This window comes from Segeticoccus sp., assembly GCF_035708005.1.
On record NZ_DASSTI010000100.1, the window covers coordinates 31,221 to 52,681 of the forward strand.

General features: G+C 72.9%; 22 protein-coding genes. 20 read left to right on the plus strand and 2 right to left on the minus strand.

All coding sequences use genetic code 11. The annotated features are described in order from the left end of the window. Positions 1 to 10 precede the first annotated feature (10 nt). Positions 11 to 427 (minus strand): Fur family transcriptional regulator, encoded by a 417-nt coding sequence (locus VFL99_RS10250; RefSeq protein WP_325106252.1) that lies wholly within the window; start codon positions 425 to 427, stop codon positions 11 to 13. Positions 428 to 519: 92 nt separating this feature from the next. On the opposite strand from VFL99_RS10250, the gene VFL99_RS10255 reads away from it, so the two are divergent. Then, on the plus strand, positions 520 to 1,092 hold the full coding sequence (locus VFL99_RS10255; protein WP_325106253.1) for a DUF1697 domain-containing protein: 573 nt from the start codon (positions 520 to 522) through the stop codon (positions 1,090 to 1,092). Here VFL99_RS10255 and VFL99_RS10260 read toward each other — a convergent pair. Then, a complete protein-coding gene (locus tag VFL99_RS10260; RefSeq protein ID WP_414713738.1) occupies positions 1,089 to 1,421 on the minus strand; it encodes a DUF1844 domain-containing protein in 333 nt (110 codons plus the stop codon). The two genes, VFL99_RS10255 and VFL99_RS10260, sit on opposite strands and share 4 nt — an antisense overlap. Positions 1,422 to 1,771: 350 nt before the next feature. Between VFL99_RS10260 and infC the strand changes: the two genes are divergently transcribed. From infC to VFL99_RS10355, 19 genes are all read left to right on the plus strand, one after another. Beyond that, positions 1,772 to 2,401, plus strand: a complete 630-nt coding sequence (gene infC, locus VFL99_RS10265) for a translation initiation factor IF-3 (RefSeq protein WP_325106273.1) — start codon at positions 1,772 to 1,774, stop codon at positions 2,399 to 2,401. A gap of 150 nt (positions 2,402 to 2,551) precedes the next feature. Next, the gene (gene rpmI / locus VFL99_RS10270; protein WP_325106255.1) at positions 2,552 to 2,746 is read left to right on the plus strand and encodes a 50S ribosomal protein L35; all 195 of its coding nucleotides are present in this window, start codon (positions 2,552 to 2,554) and stop codon (positions 2,744 to 2,746) included. Between the two features lie 111 nt (positions 2,747 to 2,857). Then, positions 2,858 to 3,241 (plus strand): 50S ribosomal protein L20, encoded by a 384-nt coding sequence (gene rplT, locus VFL99_RS10275; protein ID WP_325106256.1) that lies wholly within the window; start codon positions 2,858 to 2,860, stop codon positions 3,239 to 3,241. A 58-nt stretch (positions 3,242 to 3,299) separates the two neighbouring features. Continuing rightward, on the plus strand, positions 3,300 to 4,163 hold the full coding sequence (locus VFL99_RS10280) for a TrmH family RNA methyltransferase (RefSeq protein WP_325106257.1): 864 nt from the start codon (positions 3,300 to 3,302) through the stop codon (positions 4,161 to 4,163). A 9-nt stretch (positions 4,164 to 4,172) separates the two neighbouring features. Further along, positions 4,173 to 5,333 carry a sensor histidine kinase gene (locus VFL99_RS10285; RefSeq protein WP_325106258.1) on the plus strand — a complete coding sequence of 387 codons (1,161 nt, stop codon included), beginning with the start codon at positions 4,173 to 4,175 and terminating at the stop codon, positions 5,331 to 5,333. Positions 5,334 to 5,479: 146 nt separating this feature from the next. Continuing rightward, positions 5,480 to 6,574 carry a phenylalanine--tRNA ligase subunit alpha gene (pheS, locus tag VFL99_RS10290; protein WP_325106259.1) on the plus strand — a complete coding sequence of 365 codons (1,095 nt, stop codon included), beginning with the start codon at positions 5,480 to 5,482 and terminating at the stop codon, positions 6,572 to 6,574. Beyond that, a complete protein-coding gene (gene pheT / locus VFL99_RS10295; protein WP_325106260.1) occupies positions 6,574 to 9,141 on the plus strand; it encodes a phenylalanine--tRNA ligase subunit beta in 2,568 nt (855 codons plus the stop codon). The genes pheS and pheT overlap by 1 nt, the downstream gene beginning before the upstream one ends. A 1-nt stretch (position 9,142) precedes the next feature. Continuing rightward, positions 9,143 to 9,994, plus strand: coding sequence for an SDR family NAD(P)-dependent oxidoreductase (locus tag VFL99_RS10300; RefSeq protein WP_325106261.1), 852 nt, complete (start codon positions 9,143 to 9,145; stop codon positions 9,992 to 9,994). 118 nt (positions 9,995 to 10,112) lie between these two features. Next, entirely contained in the window at positions 10,113 to 11,156 is a 1,044-nt protein-coding gene (argC, locus tag VFL99_RS10305; protein ID WP_325106262.1) for an N-acetyl-gamma-glutamyl-phosphate reductase, read from the plus strand. Then, on the plus strand, positions 11,153 to 12,304 hold the full coding sequence (gene argJ, locus VFL99_RS10310; RefSeq protein ID WP_325106263.1) for a bifunctional glutamate N-acetyltransferase/amino-acid acetyltransferase ArgJ: 1,152 nt from the start codon (positions 11,153 to 11,155) through the stop codon (positions 12,302 to 12,304). Before argC ends, argJ begins: the two co-directional genes overlap by 4 nt. Beyond that, complete coding sequence (argB, locus tag VFL99_RS10315; protein ID WP_325106264.1) at positions 12,301 to 13,269, plus strand: acetylglutamate kinase; 969 nt, start codon at positions 12,301 to 12,303, stop codon at positions 13,267 to 13,269. Before argJ ends, argB begins: the two co-directional genes overlap by 4 nt. Further along, positions 13,266 to 14,465, plus strand: a complete 1,200-nt coding sequence (locus tag VFL99_RS10320) for an acetylornithine transaminase (RefSeq protein ID WP_325106265.1) — start codon at positions 13,266 to 13,268, stop codon at positions 14,463 to 14,465. Before argB ends, VFL99_RS10320 begins: the two co-directional genes overlap by 4 nt. Next, a complete protein-coding gene (argF, locus tag VFL99_RS10325) occupies positions 14,462 to 15,394 on the plus strand; it encodes an ornithine carbamoyltransferase (protein WP_325106266.1) in 933 nt (310 codons plus the stop codon). Before VFL99_RS10320 ends, argF begins: the two co-directional genes overlap by 4 nt. Further along, positions 15,391 to 15,918, plus strand: coding sequence for an arginine repressor (locus VFL99_RS10330; protein WP_325106267.1), 528 nt, complete (start codon positions 15,391 to 15,393; stop codon positions 15,916 to 15,918). Before argF ends, VFL99_RS10330 begins: the two co-directional genes overlap by 4 nt. A gap of 25 nt (positions 15,919 to 15,943) precedes the next feature. Next, entirely contained in the window at positions 15,944 to 17,404 is a 1,461-nt protein-coding gene (gene argH, locus VFL99_RS10335) for an argininosuccinate lyase (protein ID WP_325106268.1), read from the plus strand. A gap of 186 nt (positions 17,405 to 17,590) precedes the next feature. Then, positions 17,591 to 17,887: a hypothetical protein gene (locus VFL99_RS10340; protein ID WP_325106269.1), complete on the plus strand. Its 297-nt coding sequence runs from the start codon at positions 17,591 to 17,593 to the stop codon at positions 17,885 to 17,887. Between the two features lies 1 nt (position 17,888). Further along, positions 17,889 to 18,710: a hypothetical protein gene (locus tag VFL99_RS10345; protein ID WP_325106270.1), complete on the plus strand. Its 822-nt coding sequence runs from the start codon at positions 17,889 to 17,891 to the stop codon at positions 18,708 to 18,710. Beyond that, positions 18,710 to 20,674: a fumarate reductase/succinate dehydrogenase flavoprotein subunit gene (locus VFL99_RS10350; protein WP_325106271.1), complete on the plus strand. Its 1,965-nt coding sequence runs from the start codon at positions 18,710 to 18,712 to the stop codon at positions 20,672 to 20,674. Before VFL99_RS10345 ends, VFL99_RS10350 begins: the two co-directional genes overlap by 1 nt. Further along, positions 20,671 to 21,441 (plus strand): succinate dehydrogenase/fumarate reductase iron-sulfur subunit, encoded by a 771-nt coding sequence (locus VFL99_RS10355; RefSeq protein WP_325106272.1) that lies wholly within the window; start codon positions 20,671 to 20,673, stop codon positions 21,439 to 21,441. The genes VFL99_RS10350 and VFL99_RS10355 overlap by 4 nt, the downstream gene beginning before the upstream one ends. Positions 21,442 to 21,461: the final 20 nt, after the last annotated feature.

Below are 21,461 nucleotides of genomic sequence, written 5' to 3' on the forward strand. Positions count from 1 at the left end.
GCCGGTGGGGCTACTGGCAGTCGGGGCAGACCCCCCAGTACGTCACTTCGGCCTCGTCGATGACGAAACCGCTGTCGTCGCTGGCCTCGAGGCAGGGCGCGGCCCCGGTGGCACAGTCGACGTCACGCATGGAGCCGCACACGCGGCACACGACGTGGTGGTGGTTGTCGCCGACCCGCGCCTCGAACCGCGCGGGTGACCCCGCCGGCTCGATCCGGCGCACCAGTCCCGCCCGGGTCAGCGCCCCCAGGACGTCGTAGACGGCCTGAGTGGACACGGAGCCGAGCTCGGAGCGGACCGCCGTGGCGATGGTGTCCACGTCGGCGTGCGGGTGGGCATCGACGACCGCGAGGACCGCCACGCGAGGCGCGGTGACCCGCAGTGAGGCACTGCGCAGCTGCTCCTCGGGTCGGGCGGTGGTCTCCATGTCTCCACCGAACCATGCAATCTGGAACGAGTCAAGAAAAGTGGGGGCTGCGAGTCGCGCCGCCCGGCGCGGGCCCGGCATACCCTTCCTCCGTGACGACCGCAGGGAGGGCGCGCCCGGTGCCGCGGCGGTGGGTGGCGCTGCTGCGCGGCATCAACCTCGGGAGCCGGCGGCGGGTGCCGATGGCGCGGCTGCGCGAGCTCGCCGAGGACCTCGGCTACACGGATGTGGCCACGCACCTCAACTCCGGCAACCTGCTGCTGACCAGCGAGGCGGTGGAACCGGTCCTCGCCGCGCAGCTGGCCGCGGCACTGCAGGAGAGTTTCGGCTTCGCCGTCGACGTCGTGGTCCGCTCCGGCGCGGAGCTCGGCGAGGTGCTCGCTGCGAACCCCTACCCGCACGGCGACCCCAAGCAGGTCCAGGTGGTCTTCCTCGCCGGTCCCGTGGCCGCGGGAGCAGCGGACCGTATGACGGAGCTCGCCACGAGTGCCGAACAGTTCCAGCTGGCGCCGCGGCACGTCTACGTCGACTTCGCCGGAGGGCTGGCGCGCAGCAAGCTGGCCGTCGGCCTGGGCCGCGCCCTGGGAGTCCCGGGGACGTCCCGGAACCTCCGCACCGTGGCGGCGCTGGCGGAGCGTGTCGGCGCGGGGGAAGGTGCCCGCTAGACGACCGAGCCGGTGAAGCGCTCCCCGGGGCCCTGCCCGGGCGGGTCGGCCACCGGGGATGCCTCGCGGAAGGCCAGCTGCAGCGACTTCAAGCCGTCCCGCAGCGGCGCCGCATGCTGGCTGCCGATGTCCGGCGCCGACGCCGTGACCAGTCCGGCGAGGGCGGTGATCAAGCGTCGGGCCTCGTCCAGGTCCACCTCGTCGGTGGCGGCCGGTCCCTCGCCGAGGCCACACTTCACCGCGGCGGCGGACATGAGGTGCACCGCCGCGGTCGTGATGATCTCGACGGCCGGGACCTCGGCGATGTCGCGGGTCAGCTGCTGGGTCAGCTCGTCCTGGTCCGGATCCGGGGGAGGGGAACCGGCCGGGGAATTGGGTGTCTGCGCGCTCACGCTGGTAGCCTTGCAGACGGACCAGTCGTGTGATGTCTCGCCCTCCGGGGCCGAGCGGCCGCGCGACGGGAAGAATCCCGTCGTCCGGGAGCGTTGCACGACGTGCAAGAGAAGCCAGGCTTCCACCCGCGTCGACCCCCGGTCGCCGGGTCCACCGGTCTTCGACGTTGCCGTCGGCGACCGCCGGATTTCTGGCTCCTCGTGCACCCCAGGTGACGGGGAGCCTTTCTCGTCTCCCGCGTGGTCCCTGGGTTCGCACCCGACAGCCACGACAGAAGGAGCAGCACATCAGCGATCCTCGTATCAACGACCGCATCCGGGTCCCGGAAGTGCGGTTGGTCGGCCCCAACGGTGAGCAGGTGGGCATCGTGCGCGTCGAGGACGCGCTCCGCCTCGCCGCCGAGGCGGACCTCGACCTCGTCGAGGTCGCCCCGACCGCCCGTCCGCCGGTCGCCAAGCTCATGGACTTCGGCAAGTTCAAGTACGAAGCCGCCATGAAGGCTCGGGAAGCGCGCCGCAACCAGGTCAACACGATCATCAAGGAGATCAAGCTCCGGCCGAAGATCGACCCGCACGACTACGGCACCAAGAAGGGCCATGTCGAGCGGTTCCTCAAGGCCGGGGACAAGGTCAAGGTGACGATCATGTTCCGCGGTCGCGAGCAGTCCCGACCCGAGCTGGGCTTCCGGTTGCTGCAGCGGCTCGCCGACGACGTGTCCGAGCTGGGCTACGTCGAGAGCGCCCCGAAGCAGGACGGCCGCAACATGGTCATGGTGTTCGCCCCGACCAAGAAGAAGTCCGAGGCCAAGGCCGAGGAGCGCCGCCGCCGCGACAAGGAGCGCGGCGAGCGCGAGCACAAGGACAGCAGCACCGGCGAGAAGGTCGAGGCCGCGGCGACCTCCGCGGCCGAGGAGTAGGACCGCCCCGCCGGGCGCCTGGACGAACAGGCCGGTTCACGGTCGGCCTGGGGGTCGGCGTGTGCCGTCGACCGGACCGGGCACCGGCGGAAAGCAGCTCGAACCCGCACCCGCACCATCCACCACAGTACGACGAAGGAGATCGGCCCCATGCCGAAGCAGAAGACCCACAGCGGCGCCAAGAAGCGCTTCCGGATCACCGGCACGGGCAAGGTCATGCGGCAGCGCGCCCGTCACGTCCACAAGTTCCAGGAGCGCAGCTCCAGCCAGGCACGGCGTCTGGTGAACGACGTCGTCACCGCCCCCGCCGACACCCAGAAGGTCAAGCGCCTCCTCGGTCGCTGAGCCCGACAGGTCCCTCCGCACCCCATCCGTTCCCCGCGCCGGCGGCCCGGTCCCGAGCACCCGCCTCGACCGGACCCCCCGGTGCAGCACTGAGCAGCAAGGAGTTCTCACGTGGCACGCGTGAAGCGGGCGGTCAACGCCCAGAAGAAGCGCCGGGTCGTCCTCGAGCGCGCGAGCGGTTACCGCGGTCAGCGCTCGCGCCTGTACCGCAAGGCCAAGGAGCAGGTCACCCACTCCCTCGGGTACGCCTACCGTGACCGGCGCGCCCGCAAGGGTGACTTCCGTCGGCTGTGGATCCAGCGGATCAACGCCGCCGCCCGCGCCAACGGCATGACCTACAACCGGTTCATCCAGGGCCTCAAGGCCGCCGGCGTCGAGGTCGACCGCCGCATGCTCGCCGAGCTCGCCGTCTCCGACGCCGCCGCCTTCACCGCGCTCGTCGAGCTGGCCAAGGCCAACGTGCCCGCCACGAGCGGCACGACCGACGCCGCCTGAGCTGGCCGAGCCACCCACCGTCGCCTCCGCGCGCCGGCCCACGCCCCCGGCCTCCCCGATGCTGACCAACCCTCGGTCGGACCGGGTCAAGGCGGTGCGGGCACTGGGCCGGCGCGCGGTGCGTGTGCGCCAGCGCCGCTTCCTCGCCGAGGGTCCGCAGGCGGTCCGCGAGGCCGTGCGGCACCGTCCGGACCTGGTCGAGGACCTCTACCACGTCGCCGAGGCAGCGGACCGCCATCCGGAGGTGCTCGCGCTGGCGCACCGCGCCGGCCTGTCCGTGCACCCGGTGAGCGCCGAGGTGATGGCCGCCATGGCCGACGCCCAGACACCGCAGGGCCTGGTGGCGGTCTGCCGCCCGGTCGACGTGCAGGTGACCGTCGCCCTGACGGGTTCCCCCCGCTGCGTCGTCGTGCTCGCCCACGTGCGCGACCCCGGCAACGCCGGTACCGTCATCCGCGCCGCTGACGCCGCCGGAGCCGATGCCGTGCTCCTCAGTTCGGACAGCGTCGACGTCCAGTCGCCCAAGGTGGTCCGGTCCACCGCCGGATCCCTCTTCCACCTGCCGATCGCGGTGGGTGTCCCCCTCGCCCAGCTGCTGGACGCCGTCTCCGGTGCCGGCCTGCGGTTGCTGGCCGCCGACGGCGGAGGGCAACGCTCGCTCGCCGAGGCGGACCTGTCCGCGCCGCACGCGTGGGTGATGGGCAACGAGGCCTGGGGGCTGAGCGAGGAGGTCCGCGCCCGGTGCGACGACGTGGTGAGCGTGCCCATCCTCGGGCAGGCGGAGTCGCTGAACCTCGCGATGGCGGCCACCGTGTGCCTCTACGCGTCGGCGGGGGTGCTCCACTCCGGCCGTGCGGCCGGCACCGCTCCGGCACCGGTCGACACGCCCGGCGGGGGCGACGACGTCGGCGGTCCTCGCTAGAGTCCTCCCATGAGCGCAGGGGATCACGCCCAGGACACTGCGGCGTCGGCTGCGCTCAACGGAACTTCGCCCGGCCACCTCGCTGCCGACGGGGTGCCCGCCAGCGACGGTGAGTTGCGCCGCTGGGCCGGGGTGATCGCTCGCAGCGCGCCCGACGGGTGCGTCGTCGCCAGCGGCGACGGCACCGTGCTCCAGGTCAATCCCCGCGCCGAGCGCATCCTCGGCACCGCCGGAAGGGGCCTCGTCGGCAGCGACATCCGTGACTCCCTGCCGCTGCAGGACCCCGAGGGCCGGTCCTGGTGGGACTGCACCAACCCCTGGGGCGGGCTGCGCACCCGCACCGGCCACCGCGAGCGGCTGCTGCTCATGCCGGACGGCAACGAGGTGCTGGTCAGCGCCCGTTACGTCCGCCGCCACCGCTCCGGGCCGCTGGCGGCCCTCGTCCTCGCGCTGCGGGACGCCGGCACCCGCCGTCGGATCGAGGCGAGCAACGCGATGCTCATCTCGACCGTGGCCCACGAGCTGCGCTCGCCGCTGACCTCGGTCAAAGGCTTCTCCTCCACCCTCCTGCGCCGGTGGGAACGCTTCAGTGACGAGCAGAAGCGGTGGATGATCGAGACCATCGAGACCGACGCGGACCGGGTGACCCGGCTCATCACCGAGTTGCTCGACATCTCCCGGATCGACAGCGGCCGGCTCACCGTGCACAAGCAGCCGGTGGACCTCGTCAAGGCCGCGCGGGGCCAGATCGAGCGGATGGTCGCCAGCGGTCACGACGAGGACCGCTTCGAGCTCGTCCACGACCAGGAGCTGCCGGAGATCTGGGCCGACCCCGACCGTATCGAGCAGATCCTCGCCAACCTCCTCGAGAACGCGATCCGGCACGGTGAGGGCTGTGTGCGGGTCGGCCTCGAGCCGGTGAGCGAGCCGCACCCCGCCGCGCTGGTCACCATCAGTGACGAGGGCACGGGGATCGCCCCCGAGAACTACTCGCTCGTCTTCGGTCGGTTTTGGCAGGGCGAGCGCCGCGGCGGCACCGGCCTCGGGCTCTACGTGGTCCGGGGGCTGGTCGAGGCCCACGGGGGCACCATCGCCGTCGGCCGGGGTCCCCAGGGCGGCGCCGAGTTCCGATTTACGTTGCCGGCAGGGGTGCCCGAAGGCCTGCTCTGACGACCCAGCACGCCTCGTCCGACGACAGGACCAGGGCCCGACGGACGCACCTGACCGGCTCATAGAATCGTCAAGAGCCCCGCCGTGCCGTCGCACTGTCGACGTGTGCCGGCACCGGGGCGTCCGGCGCTACCGAAGTGAGAGCGATGTCTGGACCCAACACGCAGTACGACCCCGTCGAGGTGAGCACACTGGAACCGCAGGCCCTGGACCAGGCCGTCGAGGCGGCGCTGGCCGCCTTCGCCGCCGCCACCAGTCTGGAGGAGCTCAAGGCGGCGCGCATCGCCCACCAGGGGGAGAAGAGTCCCTTGGCCCTGGCCAACCGCGAGATCGGCGCCCTGCCGCCGACCGCCCGCGCCGACGCCGGCAAGCGGGTCGGTGCCGCCCGCGGCCGGGTGGCCCGCGCGCTCGCCGCCCGGCAGGCCGAGCTGGAGGCCGAGCGCGACGCGCGGCTCCTCGTCGAGGAGACGGTCGACGTCACCCAGCCCACCGGGCGCCACCCGATCGGGGCACGCCACCCGATCGAGCTGATGCAGCAGCGGATCGCCGACATCTTCGTCGGGATGGGATGGGAGATCGCCGAGGGGCCGGAGCTGGAGGCGGAGTGGCTGAACTTCGACGCCCTCAACCTCGGTCCGGACCACCCGGCCCGCCAGATGCAGGACACCTTCTTCGTCGACCCACCAGAGGCCGGTCTGGTGCTGCGCACGCACACCTCGCCGGTGCAGGTGCGCAGCCTGCTCGAGCGGGACGTGCCGCTCTACATCGCCTGCCCGGGCAAGGTCTTCCGCACCGACGAGCTCGACGCGACGCACTCGCCGGTGTTCCACCAGGTGGAGGGCCTCGCCGTCGACGAGGGGCTGACCATGGCCCACCTGCGCGGCACGCTGGACCGGATGGTGCACGAGCTGTTCGGTGAGGGCATCACGACGCGGCTGCGGCCGTCATACTTCCCGTTCACCGAGCCCAGCGCGGAGCTGGACTTCCGCTGCTTCGTCTGCGACGGACAGGACGTGTCCTGTCGTACGTGCGGCGGCACCGGCTGGATCGAGTGGGGCGGCTGCGGCATGGTCAACCGCAACGTCCTGCGGGCGTGCGGGGTGGACCCGGAGCGCTACAGCGGCTTCGCCTTCGGGATGGGCATCGAGCGAGCGCTCATGCTGCGCAACGGAGTCGGTGACATGCGGGAGATGTTCGAAGGAGACGTGCGCTTCAGCACGCAGTTCGGGATGGTGATCTGATGCGGGTTCCGGTGTCGTGGCTGCGCGACTACGTCGACGTGCCGGCCGACGCGACCGCTGCGCAGGTCGCGGCGAGCCTGGTGCGGATGGGGCTCGAGGAGGAGGCCCTGCACGGCGGTGACATCGAGGGCCCGCTGGTGGTCGGCCGGGTGCTCGAGCTCACGCCCGAGAAGCAGAAGAACGGCAAGACGATCAACTGGTGCCGGGTCGACGTCGGCGAGAACGGCCAGCGGCTCACCGACGGCACGCCGCAGGGCATCGTCTGCGGGGCCCACAACTTCGCCGTCGGTGACCTCGTGGTGGTCGTGCTCCCCGGCGCCGTGCTGCCGGGCGGTTTCGAGATCTCCGCCCGCAAGACCTACGGGCACGTGAGCGCGGGCATGATCTGCTCCGCGGCCGAGCTCGGCATCGGCGACGACCACGCCGGCATCATCGTCCTCAGCGAACTGCTCGGCGAGCAGGAGGCAGCCAAGCTGCAGCCCGGGGACGACGCGATCGAGCTGCTCGGGCTGGCCGACCAGACGGTCGAGGTGACGATCACCCCCGACCGCGGCTACTGCTTCAGCATGCGGGGCGTGGCCCGGGAGTACTCCCTTGCAACGGGAGCCGCCTACCGGGATCCAGCTGACCCGGCCGACCGGCCGGTTCCCGCACCCAACGACAGCGGGTATGCCGTGCGCCTGGCCGACGAGGCACCGTTGCGGGGCGTGCCCGGCTGCGACCGCTACGTGGCGCGCGTCGTGCGCGGGGTGGACGCGGCCGCACGCTCGCCCCGGTGGATGGCCAAGCGGCTCACCGAGGCCGGGATGCGGCCGATCTCGCTCGCCGTCGACGTCACCAACTACGTGATGCTGGCGCTCGGGCAGCCACTGCACGCCTTCGACCTGGACACGCTCAGCGGCGAGATCGTCGTGCGCCGGGCGCGTCCGGGCGAGCGCCTGCGGACCCTGGACGACGTGGACCGGGACCTGGACCCGGAGGACCTGCTCATCACCGACGGCGGTGCGGTGCCGCTGGCGATCGCCGGGGTCATGGGCGGGGAGACCTCGGAGGTGTCCGCGACCACGACCAATGTGCTGATCGAGTCGGCCCACTTCGACCCGACCACGGTCGCCCGTTCGTCCCGGCGGCACAAGCTCGCCACCGAGGCGTCCCGGCGCTATGAGCGCGGCGTCGACCCCGACGTGTCGGCCGCCGCCGCCCAGTGGGCCGCCGAGCTGCTCGTCGAGCACGGCGGAGGACGGATCGACGACGGCGTCACCGACGTGGACCACCGCGCTCCCCGCGAGCCGGTGCTGTTCGACCCGGCACTGGCGAGTGCCCTCGTGGGCATCGCGTTCCCGCGGGAGGAGGTCGTGGCGAGCCTCAAGGCGCTCGGCTGCGACGTGGCCGAGGCGCCGGCCCCCCACGCCTCCGAGGAGCCGCTGGTGACCGTCCTGCCGCCGCCGTGGCGGCCGGACCTCACCGACGGCCCCGACCTCGTCGAGGAGGTCGCCCGGCTGCACGGCTACGACGAGATCCCGTCGGTCCTGCCGGAGGCGCCGGGCGGGCGCGGTCTGACCCACGGCCAGCAGGTCCGGCGCACCGCAGCGGACCTGCTCGCCGGTGCGGGCCTGGTGGAGGTCGTGACCTACCCGTTCGTCTCGGCCGGCCTGTTCGACCAGCTCGGGCTGCCGCAGGACGACGTCCGCCGGCAGGCGGTGCGGCTGGCCAACCCGCTGTCGGAGGAGGCGCCGCTGATGCGGACCTCCGTGGTGTCGACGCTGCTGGAGGCGTTGCGGCGCAACGTCGCTCGAGGCCTCAAGGATGTCGCCCTCTTCGAGGTCGGCCTGGTCTGCCTGCCGGGTGGCCCGGTGGGAGCCGCACCTGTCCCGGGCGTCGACCGGCGCCCGGACGAGGCCACCCTCGCCGCGATCCACGCGGCAGTGCCGGCCCAGCCGCGGCACATCGGCCTGGCACTGACCGGCCTGCTGGAGCACAAGGGCTGGTGGGGGCCCGGTCGGCCCGCCCAGTGGTCGGACGCCGTCGACGTGGTGCGGCGGCTGGCCGGTGAGCTGGCGGTCGAGCTGACCGTGACGGCGGTCGACCACGCGCCGTGGCACCCGGGACGCTGTGCCCGACTCGCGCTGCCGGACGGCACCCAGGTCGGCCACGCCGGCGAGCTGCACCCCAAGGTGCTCTCCGCCCTGGGCCTGCCGGCGCGCACCTGCGCCGCGGAGGTCGACCTCGAGGTGCTGATCGCCGCGAGCGACCGGCCCGTGTCGGCCCGCCCGATCGTGACCAGTCCTCCGGCACACAGCGACGTGGCGCTGGTCGTGCCCAGCGACGTCCCGGCGGCCGCGGTCGAGCAGGCCCTGCGGGACGGTGCGGGAGAGCTGCTCGAGGTGGTCGCCCTCTTCGACGTCTACGAGGGCGACCAGGTCGCCGAGGGGCACCGCTCCCTGGCCTACCGCTTCACGTTCCGGGCGCCCGGGCGCACGCTCACGACCGACGAGGTCAACCAGCTGCGTGACCGGGCGGTCGCCGAGGCCGCCCGCCGCACCGGCGCCGAACTGCGAGGGAACTGAGGTGGCGAGCCCGGCCGAGGGCGCCGGCCGCCGCGGGGCAACCGGCTCCGGCGCACGCACGGTGGCGCTGGTGACCGGCGCCTCGCGGGGCATCGGGCAGGTGCTCGCCGCCGCCTTGGCCCACGACGGCTGGGCGGTGGCGATGGTCGCCCGGGACCCCGCCCGCCTGGGCGCAGCAGTGGCCCCGTTGCAGGAGGAGGGCTGCGAGGTCGTGGCCGCACCGGCGGACGTGACCGCACCCGACGAGGTGGCGGCCCTCGCCGAGCAGGTGCGCGCCGAGCTCGGCCCGGTCGACCTGCTCGTCAACAACGCCGGGCGCATCGAGACCGAGACGGTGCTGTGGGAGACCGACCCGCAGCTGTGGTGGGACGTGGTCCAGACCAACGTGCGCGGGCCGTTCCTGCTTACTCACGCCGTCGTCCCGTCCATGATCGCCCGCGGCGGCGGCCGGGTGATCAACATCAACACCGGCTCGAGCACCCGCGACAGCGCCGACTACACCGCCTACGCCGCCAGCAAGTCCGCCCTGGCGCGGATCACCGGTGGCACGCACCTGGCAGGCTTCGACCGGGGGATCCGCGCGTTCGACCTGGCGCCGGGTGTCGTCCGCACCGACATGACCGCGTCGATGCCCGTGCACGACGACCGCACCGAGTGGACCGACCCGGAGCAGGTGGCCGAGCTCGCGCTCGCGCTGGCCTCCGGGGAGCTGGACGCCTGGTCCGGGCGCATGGTGCGCGCCGGGGTGGACACGGTCGCGGAGCTCCAGCGCCGGGCCGCCGCGGGGCTGCCGGAAGGGGCCCGCACCCTGCGTCTGCGCCCCTGGGGTGCAGACGATCCCCTCGGCTCCTGACCCCCGCCGACTGTTGCTGGCGGTCTGGGAACCCCGGCTCGCCGACCACCAGCAACAGTGGAGGGATCGGCGGGGTGGTGCGTGCATAAAGAACCGCACATGCGTATAGTTATGCGGCATGACCACTGTCGCCGTCGCGGGTGCGAGCGGGTATGCCGGAGCCGAGGCCCTGCGGCTCGTGCTCGCCCACCCCGAGCTGGAGGTCGGGGCGCTCACCGCCGCCTCGAACGCCGGCTCCACCCTGGGCAGCACCCATCCCCACCTGACCCCTCTCGCCGACCGCGTCCTCCAGCCGACCACGCCTGAGGCGCTGGCCGGTCACGACGTCGTCATCCTCGCCCTGCCGCACGGCTCCTCCGGTGACCTCGTCGCCGTCCTGCCCCAGGACGTCGTGGTGCTCGACTGCGGTGCCGACCACCGGCTCCGCGACGCCGCCACGTGGACCCGGTTCTACGGCACCCCGCACGCCGGCGCCTGGCCCTACGGACTGCCGGAGCTCGCCCTGCCCACCGGTGGCAAGGGACGCGAGAAGCTGCACGGCGCGCGGCGCGTCGCCGTGCCGGGCTGCTACCCGACCGCCTGCACCCTCGCGCTCGCCCCGGGCCTGGCCGCGGGCCTGCTCGAACCCGACGACGTGGTCATCGTCGCGGCGAGCGGCACCTCCGGCGCCGGGCGCTCGGCCAAGCCGCACCTGCTCGGCTCGGAGGTGATGGGCGCCATGTCCCCCTACGGCGTCGGCGGCGAGCACCGGCACAGTCCCGAGATCGAACAGAACCTCACCGCCGCAGCGGGCCAGCCGGTCACCGTCTCCTTCACCCCGACCCTGGCCCCCATGCCGCGCGGCATCCTCGCCACGTGCACCGCCAAGCTCCCGCCGGAAGCCGACCCCAGCACCGTGCGGGGCGCCTGGCAGCGTGCCTACGCCGGCGAGCCGTTCGTGCACCTGCTCCCCGAGGGGCAGTGGCCGCGGACCGCCGACGTGCTCGGCAGCAACTGCGTCCACGTGCAGGTGACCGTCGACGAGCATGCCGGCCGCGTCGTGGCCGTCGCCGCCGTCGACAACCTCACCAAGGGCACCGCGGGCGCGGCGGTGCAGTGCGCGAACCTGGCGCTCGGCCTCCCCGAGACACTCGGCCTGCCGACGGTGGGGGTGGCGCCGTGAGCGTCACCGCACCCCAGGGGTTTCGTGCCGCCGGCGTGGCGGCCGGACTCAAGCCGAGCGGCCGCAAGGACGTCGCGCTGGTCGTCAACGACGGACCCCTCCACCACGCTGCCGCCGTGTTCACCTCCAACCGGGTCGTGGCCGCACCGGTGACCTGGTCACGCCAGGTCGTCGGCGACGCTCGCGTGGACGCGGTCGTCCTGAACTCCGGCGGCGCGAACGCCTGCACCGGTCCGCGCGGCTTCGCCGACACCCATGCCACCGCCGAGCACGCCGCGGAACGGCTCGGGATCAGCTCGGGCGACGTGCTCGTGTGCTCCACCGGCCTGATCGGCGAGTTCCTGCCGATGGAGCGGCTCCTCGACGGGGTCAGCGCCGCCGCCAAGGAGCTGGCGGCGGAGGGCGGCCCCCTCGCCGCCGAGGCGATCATGACCACCGACACGGTGAGCAAGCAGGCGCTGGTGCAGCGGGACGGCTGGAGCGTGGGTGGCATGGCCAAGGGCGCCGGCATGCTCGCCCCCGCGCTCGCGACCATGCTCGTCGTGCTCACCACCGACGCCGTCGTGGAGCCCTCCGCCCTCGACACCGCGCTGCGCGAGGCGTCCGCCCTGACGTTCGACCGGGTCGACTCCGACGGCTGCCAGTCGACCAACGACACCGTCGTCGTGCTGGCCTCGGGCGCCTCGGGAACCAGCCCGGACCCGCGCGCCTTCACCGACGCCCTCACCGAGGTGTGCGCCGACCTGGCCCGCCAGCTCATCACCGACGCGGAGGGCGCCCAGCACGACATCGAGGTCGAGGTCGGCTCGGCCGCCACCGTCGAGGACGCCCTCGAGGTGGCCCGCAGCATCGCGCGCAACAACCTGGTCAAGTGCGCCGTGTTCGGCGGCGACCCCAACTGGGGCCGGGTGCTGGCCGCCGTCGGCACCACCTCGGCGGCGTTCGCGCCGGAGGCACTCGACGTGACCATGAACGGCATACCGGTCTGTCGCGGTGGGTCGGTGGGGCAGGACCGGTCCCTGGTGGACCTGTCCGGACGGCACGTGCACCTCCTCGTCGACCTGCACGCGGGGGAGCAGGGCGCGACCGTGTGGACCAACGACCTGACCCACGACTACGTCCACGAGAACTCGGCGTACTCCTCATGAGCACCCGGACCCGCACCGCCGGCACCCCGCGTCACCGCGCCGAGCTCGCCCTCGCGGCCGAGAAGGCGGCCGTGCTCGTGGAGGCGCTGCCCTGGCTGGAGCGCTTCCGCGGCAGCCTCGTCGTGGTCAAGTACGGCGGCCACGCCATGGGCGACCCCGACCTGCGTGCGGCCTTCGCCCAGGACGTCGCCTTCCTCCGGTATGCCGGGCTCCGCCCCGTCGTCGTCCACGGCGGCGGTCCGCAGATCGGCGCCATGCTCGACCGCCTCGGCCTGGCCAGCGAGTTCCGGGGCGGGCTGCGGGTCACCACCCCGGAGGTGATGGACGTCGTCCGGATGGTGCTCACCGGCCAGGTCGGCCGCGAGCTGGTCGGCCTGCTCAACACCCACGGGCCGCTGGCCGTGGGCCTGTCCGGGGAGGACGCCGGGCTGTTCGGCGCCCGGCGCCGCCGGCAGCTCGTCGACGGCGAGCCGGTGGACCTCGGGCTGGTCGGCGACGTCGAGACGGTCGACCCCTCCGCGGTGCAGGACCTGCTCGACGCCGGCCGCATCCCGGTGGTGTCCACGGTCGCCCCCGACCTGGACCAGCCGGGGGCCGTGCTCAACGTCAACGCCGACTCCGCGGCCTCGGCGCTCGCGGTCGCCCTCGGCGCCCGGAAGCTGGTCGTGCTCACCGACGTCGAGGGGGTGTATGCCGAGTGGCCACGCCCGGAGAGCCTGCTCGCCACCGCCTCCCTCCAGACGGCCGAGTCCCTGCTGACCCGGGTGGAGGCCGGGATGGTGCCCAAGCTGGAGGCCTGCACCCGCGCGGTCCGCGCGGGGGTCCCCGCGGCCCACGTCATCGACGGCCGGGCAGCGCACTCGCTGCTGCTCGAGGTCTTCACCGGCGCCGGTGTCGGCACCATGATCACGCGCGACGGCGGCGACGAAGCCGGCGTCGTGACACCCGAAGGAGCATCCGCATGACCCGTTCCGCCGACCTGCTGGACCGTTACCAGGCCTCGCTGCTGGGCGTCTTCGGCCGCCCCGGCGCCGTGCTGAGCCACGGGGAGGGCTGCCGGGTCTGGGACGTCGACGGCAGGTGCTACCTCGACCTGCTCGCCGGCATCGCGGTGAACTCCCTCGGGCACGCGCACCCGGCGCTCGTGACCGCGATCAGCGAACAGGCTGCGCGGGCCATCCACGTCTCCAACTTCTTCACCACCCAGCCCCAGGTGGAGCTGGCGGAGCGACTGCTCGCCGTGGCCGGCGCGCCGGAGGGCTCGGCGGTCTTCCTCACCAACTCGGGGACCGAGGCGGTCGAGGCGGCGATCAAGCTCGCGCGGCGCACCGACCGGACCCGCATCGTCGCGATGGAGGGTGCCTTCCACGGCCGCTCCACCGGCGCCCTGGCCCTGACCCACAAGCCCGCCTACCGCGAGCCGTTCCTCCCCCTGCTGCCGGGCATCACCCACGTGCCGCTGGGCGACAAGGAGGCCGTGCGCGCCGCGGTCGACGAGACCGTCGCGGCCGTCGTGGTGGAGCCCATCCAGGGTGAGGCGGGCGTGCGGGTGGCGGACCCGGCATACCTCCAGCTGGTGCGGGAGCTGACGGCCGAGCGCGGGGCGCTCATGGTCGTCGACGAGATCCAGACCGGGATCGGGCGCACCGGGCAATGGTTCGCCCACCAGTTCGCCGACGTCACCCCCGACGGGGTCACCGTGGCCAAGGGACTGGCCGGGGGCGTCCCGATCGGGGCGCTGCTGACCTACGGCCCGCGGGTCAGCGGGCTGCTGACGCCCGGGCAGCACGGGACCACCTTCGGTGGCAACCCGCTGGCCGCGGCGGCGGCACTCGCTGTGCTCGACACGATCGAGCGCGACCACCTGCTCGACCACGTCCGGCGCACCGGCGAGGAGCTGCAGCGCCAGGTCCGCGAGCTGGGCCACCCGGCCATCCGCGACGTGCGCGGACGCGGACTGCTGCAGGCGATCGAGCTCGCCGACGACCGGGCGGCGGCGGTCGCCCAGCGCGCCCGGGAGGCGGGCTTCCTGGTGAACCCGGTGACCCCGTCGGCGCTGCGTCTCGCCCCACCCCTGATCATCACGGCCGAGGAGCTCGCGACGTTCGTGTCGGCGCTCCCTGCGCTGCTGGACCCGACCGCATCGGAGGAGCTCCCGTGACCCGCCACTTCCTGCGCGACGACGACGTCAGTTCCGCCGAGCAGGCGGCGCTGCTGGACCGCGCCCTCGCCATGAAGGCCACCCCCTTCGCCGAGCAGCCGCTCGCCGGACCGCTCGCCGTCGCCCTGGTCTTCGACAAGCCCTCCACCCGGACCCGACTGTCGTTCACCGTGGGCGTCGCCCAGCTCGGGGGCGTGCCCGTCATCATCGACGGGGTCACCAGCCAGCTCGGCCGCGGTGAGGCGGTCGAGGACACCACCCGGGTCCTCGACCGGCAGTGCGCCGCCATCGTGTGGCGCACGTTCGGCCAGGAGCGGCTGGAGGCGGCGACCTCGGTCAGCTCGGTGCCGGTCATCAACTCCCTCACCGACGAGTTCCACCCCTGCCAGGTCCTCGCCGACCTCATGACGGTCCGCGAGCACAAGGGCCGGCTCAGCGGACTCACCCTGACGTATGCCGGTGACGGCGCCAACAACATGGCCCACTCCTACCTGCTCGGCGGCGCGCTCGCCGGGCTCAACGTGCGCATCGCCGCACCGGCGGGACACCAGCCCGACCCCGTCGTGGTGCAGCGGGCCACCGAGCTCGCGCACCAGACGGGCGGGTCGGTGCTCGTGACCGACGACCCGGGCACCGCCTTCGAGGCGGCCGACGTGCTCGCCACCGACACCTGGGTGTCGATGGGGCAGGAGGCGGAGAGCTCGGCGCGCACCGGTGCCGAGAGCCTGTTCGGCCCGTACTCGCTCAACGCGGCGGCGCTCGAGAAGGCCGCCGCCGACGCGATCGTGCTGCACTGCCTCCCGGCCTACCGCGGGCTGGAGATCACCGCCGACGTCATCGACGGCCCGAAGTCGGTGGTGTGGGACCAGGCCGAGAACCGACTGCACGCGCAGAAGGCCGTCCTCACCTGGCTGGTCGAGCAGTCGTGATCGCCCAGACCCGCGCGGCCCGCCACCAGCGGATCATCGAGATCCTCACCCGCGAGAGCGTCCGCTCCCAGCTGGAGCTGCTCGACCACCTGGCCCGGGACGGCTTCGAGGTCACGCAGGCGACCCTCTCGCGCGACCTCGTCGAGCTCGGGGCGGCGAAGGTCCGCCGTGGGCGGGAGCTGGTCTACGCCGTGCCCGGCGAGGGCGGGGACCGCAGCATGGTGGCGGCCCAGGGGACCGGGCCCAGCGACCGGCTGAGCCGACTGCTCGAGGAGCTGCTCGTCACCGCCGAGTCCTCGGGGAACCTGGTCGTCGCGCGCACCCCGCCCGGCGCCGCGCAGTACCTCGCCTCGGCGATCGACCACGCCAACGCGCCTGACATCATCGGCACCATCGCCGGCGACGACACGATCCTCGTGATCACCGCCGGTCCGGACGACGGTGCGGCCGTCGCCGAGCGGCTCCTCGGACTGAGCGGGTCCGAGGACGAGCGGCCGTCTCGCCGGCCCCGCACCGACCACTGACCGCCACACCGAAGGAGCAGCACCCATGGCAGACGGCGCCGCCGACCACGACGGGCGCGAGGGCAGCGGGCTCAGCCTGTGGGGTGGCCGCTTCGCGGGCGGCCCGGCCGCGGCCCTCGCGGCGCTGTCGAAGTCCACCCAGTTCGACTGGCGGCTGGCGCCCTACGACATCGCCGGGTCCCGAGCCCACGCCCGGGTCCTGCACCGCGCCGGGCTCCTGGACGACGCGACCCTGTCGGCCCTGCTGCAGGGGCTGGCCGACCTCGCTGCCGACGTCGAGTCCGGCGCCTTCCAGCCGGCGCCGGGCGACGAGGACGTGCACACCGCCCTGGAGCGAGGCCTGATCGAGCGGGTCGGCCCCGAGGTCGGCGGCCGCCTCCGCGCCGGACGGTCCCGCAACGACCAAGTGGCCACGCTGTTCCGGATGTACCTGCGCGACCACGTCCGCGACGTCGCGGCCCTGGTGCTCGACGTCGTCGACGCCCTCGCCGTCCAGGCCGAGCAGCACCAGGACTCGCCCATGCCGGGACGCACCCACCTGCAGCACGCCCAACCGGTGCTGCTGGCCCACCACCTGCTGGCGCACGCCTGGGCGCTGGTGCGCGACGTCGAGCGCTGGCGGGACTGGGATGCCCGCACCGCGAGCTCGCCCTACGGCTCCGGCGCGCTCGCCGGCTCCTCGCTGGGCCTGGACCCGGAGCAGGTGGCCGCGGACCTCGGCTTCGAGCGCGCGGTGGAGAACTCCATCGACGGCACCGCCTCGCGCGACTTCGTGGCCGAGTTCTCCTTCGTGGCGGCGATGGCGGCGGTCGACATCTCGCGCCTCGCCGAGGAGGTCATCCTCTGGGCGACCAAGGAGTTCTCCTTCGTCCGGCTGGCCGACGCCTGGTCGACCGGGTCGAGCATCATGCCGCAGAAGAAGAACCCCGACGTCGCCGAGCTGGCCCGCGGCAAGGCCGGCCGCCTCGTCGGCGACCTGGCCGGCCTGCTCACCACCCTCAAGGCGCTGCCGCTGGCCTACAACCGCGACCTGCAGGAGGACAAGGAGCCGGTGTTCGACGCGGTCGACACCCTCGAGGTGCTGCTGCCCGCGTTCACGGGCCTGGTGGCCACCCTCACCTTCGACACCGAGCGGCTGGCCTCCCTCGCGCCCCAAGGGTTCTCACTCGCCACCGACGTCGCGGAGTGGCTGGTCCGGCAGGGCGTTCCGTTCCGCGAGGCGCACGAGGTCGCCGGGGCCTGCGTCCGCGAGTGCGAGCAGCGCGGCTGCGAGCTGTGGGACCTCGACGACCAGACCCTCGCCTCCGTCTCCCCGCACCTCACGCCCGAGGTACGCCGTGTGCTCACCGTGGAGGGCTCACTCGCCTCGCGCGACGCGAAGGGTGGCACGGCACCCGTGCGTGTGCGTGAGCAGCTCCAGCGCCTGCGCGAGGTGTCCGGGGCGCACCGCGCCTGGGCGTCGACCAAGCCCGCCGTGCGGGTCTGACTGCCGCGCTGGGACGCGGCGTCCCGGCATACCGGACGTGCCTCTGGACCGGCCGTGGCAACGACCCGGCTTCCCGGTGAGCGGCGCACAACCGGCCGCAGGCGACGCAGGTGCCCTATGGTGTGAGGCAGGACACGCGGGCATGTGGCGGCATCCGCCGTCCACCCGACGCCTTCGGAGGATCCGATGAGCACAGGCGAGCACCTCACCTCGGCCGGCCAGCACGTCGCGGCACTGCGCACCATCACCGCCGGCCTCCGACACGCGATGGGCGACACGGTCGACGTGCGCCGCCTCGAGGAGGACGTGCGCCGGGTCGGCGCGGACCTCGAGCTGCTCGGCCACCGCGGCCACCCGCAACCGGGCCAGCCGCCGCAACCGGGCACCGGGCAGCAGGACGTCGTCTACATCCCGGACACCGAGTACGACCCGTCGCTGTGGGCGGATGCCGACGACGAGGGCATCGGGCACACGGGGCGCTGACATGAGCAGCGCGGACCTCAGCCAGGGCGTGGGCGCGGTCGGCCGTGCCCGGGTGGGCGTGCGCACGCTGCGGGGCGGGCGCGACCGCTGGTGGCTCCAGCCCGTGCTGACGGTGACCGGGCTGTCGCTGTGGGTCATCTACGCCGTGGTGCGCACGGCCCTCCAGCGCAACTACTGGGTGGCGGACTACCACTACCTGTCGCCGTTCTACTCGCCCTGCCTGACGACGTCCTGCGCGCCCGGCTCCAGCCACCTGGGCACGCCGTTCGGCAACTTCCCACCGCTGCTGCCCTACGCGATCCTCAGCCTGCCGTTCCTGCTGGTGTTCCGGCTGACCTGCTACTACTACCGCAAGGCCTACTACCGGTCCTACTACCTCGCGCCGCCGGCCTGCGCAGTCGCCGAGCCGCACCGCACCTACCACGGCGAGACGCGCTTCCCGTTGATCCTGCAGAACTTCCACCGCTGGTTCTTCTACGCCGCCGTGATCCTCTCCGGCATCAACTCCTATGACGCGGCCGTCGCCTTCCATGGCAAGGGCGGGGGCTTCGGCTTCGGCCTGGGCAACCTCATCCTCATCGCCAACGTGATCCTGCTCTGGTGCTACACGCTGGGGTGCCACAGCTGCCGCAACATCGTCGGGGGGCGGCTGCGCCACTTCTCCAAGCACCCGATCCGCTACTGGGCGTGGGGCAAGGTGAGCCTCCTGAACGGCCGCCACATGCAGTTCGCCTGGTTCACCCTGCTGTCCCTCGCGGTCACCGACGCCTACATCGCGTTCGTGGCCGCCGGGGTGTTCCCCGACCCGAGGTTCATCAACTGATGACGGAATGTGAGCGGCACGAGTTCGACGTCATCGTCGTGGGCGCCGGGGGAGCCGGCCTGCGCGCGGCGATCGAGGCACGCGAGTACGGCCTGCGCACCGCGGTGGTGTGCAAGTCGCTGTTCGGCAAGGCGCACACCGTCATGGCCGAGGGCGGCATCGCCGCGTCCATGGGCAACATGAACCCGCACGACAACTGGATGGTCCACTTCTGCGACTCCCTGCGCGGCGGCAAGTTCCTCAACAACCCGCGCATGGTGGAGCTGCACGCCAAGGAGGCACCACAGCGGGTGTGGGAGCTGGAGACCTACGGCGCGCTGTTCGACCGCACACCCGAGGGCAAGATCAGCCAGCGCAACTTCGGTGGCCACGAGTACCCCCGGCTGGCGCACGTCGGCGACCGGACCGGCCTGGAGCTCATCCGGACCCTCCAGCAGAAGGTCGTCTCCCTGCAGCAGGAGGACCTCGCCGAGTTCGGCGACCTCGACGCCCGGATCCGGGTCTTCCCCGAACTGACCATCGTCGACCTGCTGCACGGCACCGGACCCGGCGGCAACCGCACCATCGCGGGGGCGTTCGGCTACTGGCGCGAGTCCGGGCAGTTCGTGGTGCTGGAGGCTCCGGCAGTGGTCCTCGCGACCGGCGGGATCGGCAAGTCGTTCAAGGTGACCAGCAACTCGTGGGAGTACACCGGCGACGGCCATGCGATGGCGCTGCGCGCCGGCGCCTCGCTGATCAACATGGAGTTCGTCCAGTTCCACCCCACCGGGATGATCTGGCCACCGTCGGTCAAGGGCATCCTCGTGACCGAGTCGGTGCGCGGCGACGGGGGGGTGCTGCGCAACACCGAGGGCAAGCGCTTCATGTTCGACTACGTCCCCGACGTCTTCCGCGGGCAGTACGCCGAGTCCGAGGAGGAGGCGGACCGGTGGTACGACGACCCGGACAACAACAAGCGACCCCCCGAGCTGCTGCCGCGCGACGAGGTGGCCCGTGCCATCAACAACGAGGTCAAGGCCGGTCGGGGCACCGAGCACGGAGGGGTGTTCCTCGACGTCTCCAGCCGACTCCCGGCCGAGGAGATCATGCGCCGCCTGCCCTCGATGCACCACCAGTTCAAGGAGCTCGCCGACGTCGACATCACCGCCGAGCCGATGGAGGTCGGCCCGACGTGCCACTACGTCATGGGCGGCGTCGAGGTTGATGCGGACTCCGGAGCCACGAGCGTTCCCGGTCTCTTCGCGGCGGGCGAGGTGTCGGGCGGGATGCACGGCTCGAACCGGCTCGGCGGCAACTCCCTGTCCGATCTGCTCGTCTTCGGCCGGCGAGCCGGAGCGGGGGCGGCGGCCTACGCGAGCGCGGCCGGGGGCCGGCCGCACTTGGCCGACGAGGAGGTCGACCGCGCGGCGCGGGTCGCGCTCGCGCCGTTCGACGAGCACGGGGCCGAGAGCGAGAACCCCTACGGGCTGCACCAGGAGCTGCAGCAGATGATGAACGACCTGGTCGGCATCATCCGCCGGGAGGAGGAGATGCGTCACGCGCTCGACGCGCTCGCGGGGCTGCGGGCCCGCGCGCAGAGGGTGCACGTGGAGGGCCAGCGCCGGTTCCACCCCGGCTGGCACCTCGCCCTGGACCTGCGCAACATGCTGGCCGTCTGCGAGTGCATTGCGCTGTCCGCGCTGGAGCGCACCGAGAGCCGTGGCGGGCACACCCGCGAGGACTACCCAGCGATGGACCCCGCGTGGCGACAGGTCAACCTCGCCTGCCGGGTCGGCGCGGACGGACGGGTCGAGCTGGTGCACCAGCAGGTGCCGGAGATCCGGGCCGACCTGCTGGCGCTGTTCACGCGGGACGAGCTCGGCAAGTACCTCACGCCGACGGAGATGGCCGCGCTCGGCGCCCCCGACGGCCAGGGGGCCGCGGCGCCCAGCCCGGAGGCACAGGCGGAGGAGGGACAGCGGTGAGCTACGACGCGAAGTTCCGGGTCTGGCGGGGAGACGCCGAGGGAGGCGAGCTGGTCGACTACACCGTCGAGGTCAACGAGGGCGAGGTGGTGCTTGACGCGATCCACCGACTGCAGGCGACCCAGTTGCCGGACCTGGCGGTCCGCTGGAACTGCAAGGCGGGCAAGTGCGGCTCCTGCAGTGCGGAGATCAACGGCTACCCGCGGCTGATGTGCATGACGCGGCTCAACCTGTTCGAGCCCGAGGACACCATCACGGTCACCCCGATGCGGACCTTCCCCGTGCTGCGGGACCTGGTCACCGACGTGTCATACAACTACGAGAAGGCGCGCCAGCTGCCCTCGTTCCAGCCCCCGCCGGGACTGGAGCCGGGGGAGTACCGCATGCAGCAGGTCGACGTCGGCCGCTCGCAGGAGTTCCGCAAGTGCATCGAGTGCTTCCTCTGCCAGGACGTCTGCCACGTCATCCGGGACCACGAGGACAACAAGAAGGCCTTCGCCGGACCACGGTTCTTCATCCGCGCCGCCGAGCTCGCGATGCACCCGTTGGACAGCCGGACGGACCGGGCGCAGATTGCCCGTGACCAGCAGGGCATCGGTCTGTGCAACATCACCAAGTGCTGCACGGAGGTCTGTCCCGAGCACATCACGATCACCGACAACGCGATCATCCCGATGAAGGAGCGGATCGCCGACCGCCACTTCGACCCGCTGCTCGCGCTCGGGCGCCGGTTGCGCCGCGGCGGACGCAAGCGCGAGGGACGCTGAGCCGCACCCGCGGCCGACGG

What these genes read in the sequence shown, in the direction of transcription:
- VFL99_RS10250 (WP_325106252.1), bottom strand. Translation starts at nt 427, where the DNA reads ATGGAGACCACCGCCCGACCCGAGGAGCAGCTGCGCAGTGCCTCACTG.
- rpmI (WP_325106255.1), top strand. Translation starts at nt 2,552, where the DNA reads ATGCCGAAGCAGAAGACCCACAGCGGCGCCAAGAAGCGCTTCCGGATC.
- VFL99_RS10280 (WP_325106257.1), top strand. Translation starts at nt 3,300, where the DNA reads ATGCTGACCAACCCTCGGTCGGACCGGGTCAAGGCGGTGCGGGCACTG.
- VFL99_RS10285 (WP_325106258.1), top strand. Translation starts at nt 4,173, where the DNA reads ATGAGCGCAGGGGATCACGCCCAGGACACTGCGGCGTCGGCTGCGCTC.
- pheS (WP_325106259.1), top strand. Translation starts at nt 5,480, where the DNA reads ATGTCTGGACCCAACACGCAGTACGACCCCGTCGAGGTGAGCACACTG.
- pheT (WP_325106260.1), top strand. Translation starts at nt 6,574, where the DNA reads ATGCGGGTTCCGGTGTCGTGGCTGCGCGACTACGTCGACGTGCCGGCC.
- argC (WP_325106262.1), top strand. Translation starts at nt 10,113, where the DNA reads ATGACCACTGTCGCCGTCGCGGGTGCGAGCGGGTATGCCGGAGCCGAG.
- argB (WP_325106264.1), top strand. Translation starts at nt 12,301, where the DNA reads ATGAGCACCCGGACCCGCACCGCCGGCACCCCGCGTCACCGCGCCGAG.
- VFL99_RS10320 (WP_325106265.1), top strand. Translation starts at nt 13,266, where the DNA reads ATGACCCGTTCCGCCGACCTGCTGGACCGTTACCAGGCCTCGCTGCTG.
- argH (WP_325106268.1), top strand. Translation starts at nt 15,944, where the DNA reads ATGGCAGACGGCGCCGCCGACCACGACGGGCGCGAGGGCAGCGGGCTC.
- VFL99_RS10340 (WP_325106269.1), top strand. Translation starts at nt 17,591, where the DNA reads ATGAGCACAGGCGAGCACCTCACCTCGGCCGGCCAGCACGTCGCGGCA.
- VFL99_RS10345 (WP_325106270.1), top strand. Translation starts at nt 17,889, where the DNA reads ATGAGCAGCGCGGACCTCAGCCAGGGCGTGGGCGCGGTCGGCCGTGCC.
- VFL99_RS10350 (WP_325106271.1), top strand. Translation starts at nt 18,710, where the DNA reads ATGACGGAATGTGAGCGGCACGAGTTCGACGTCATCGTCGTGGGCGCC.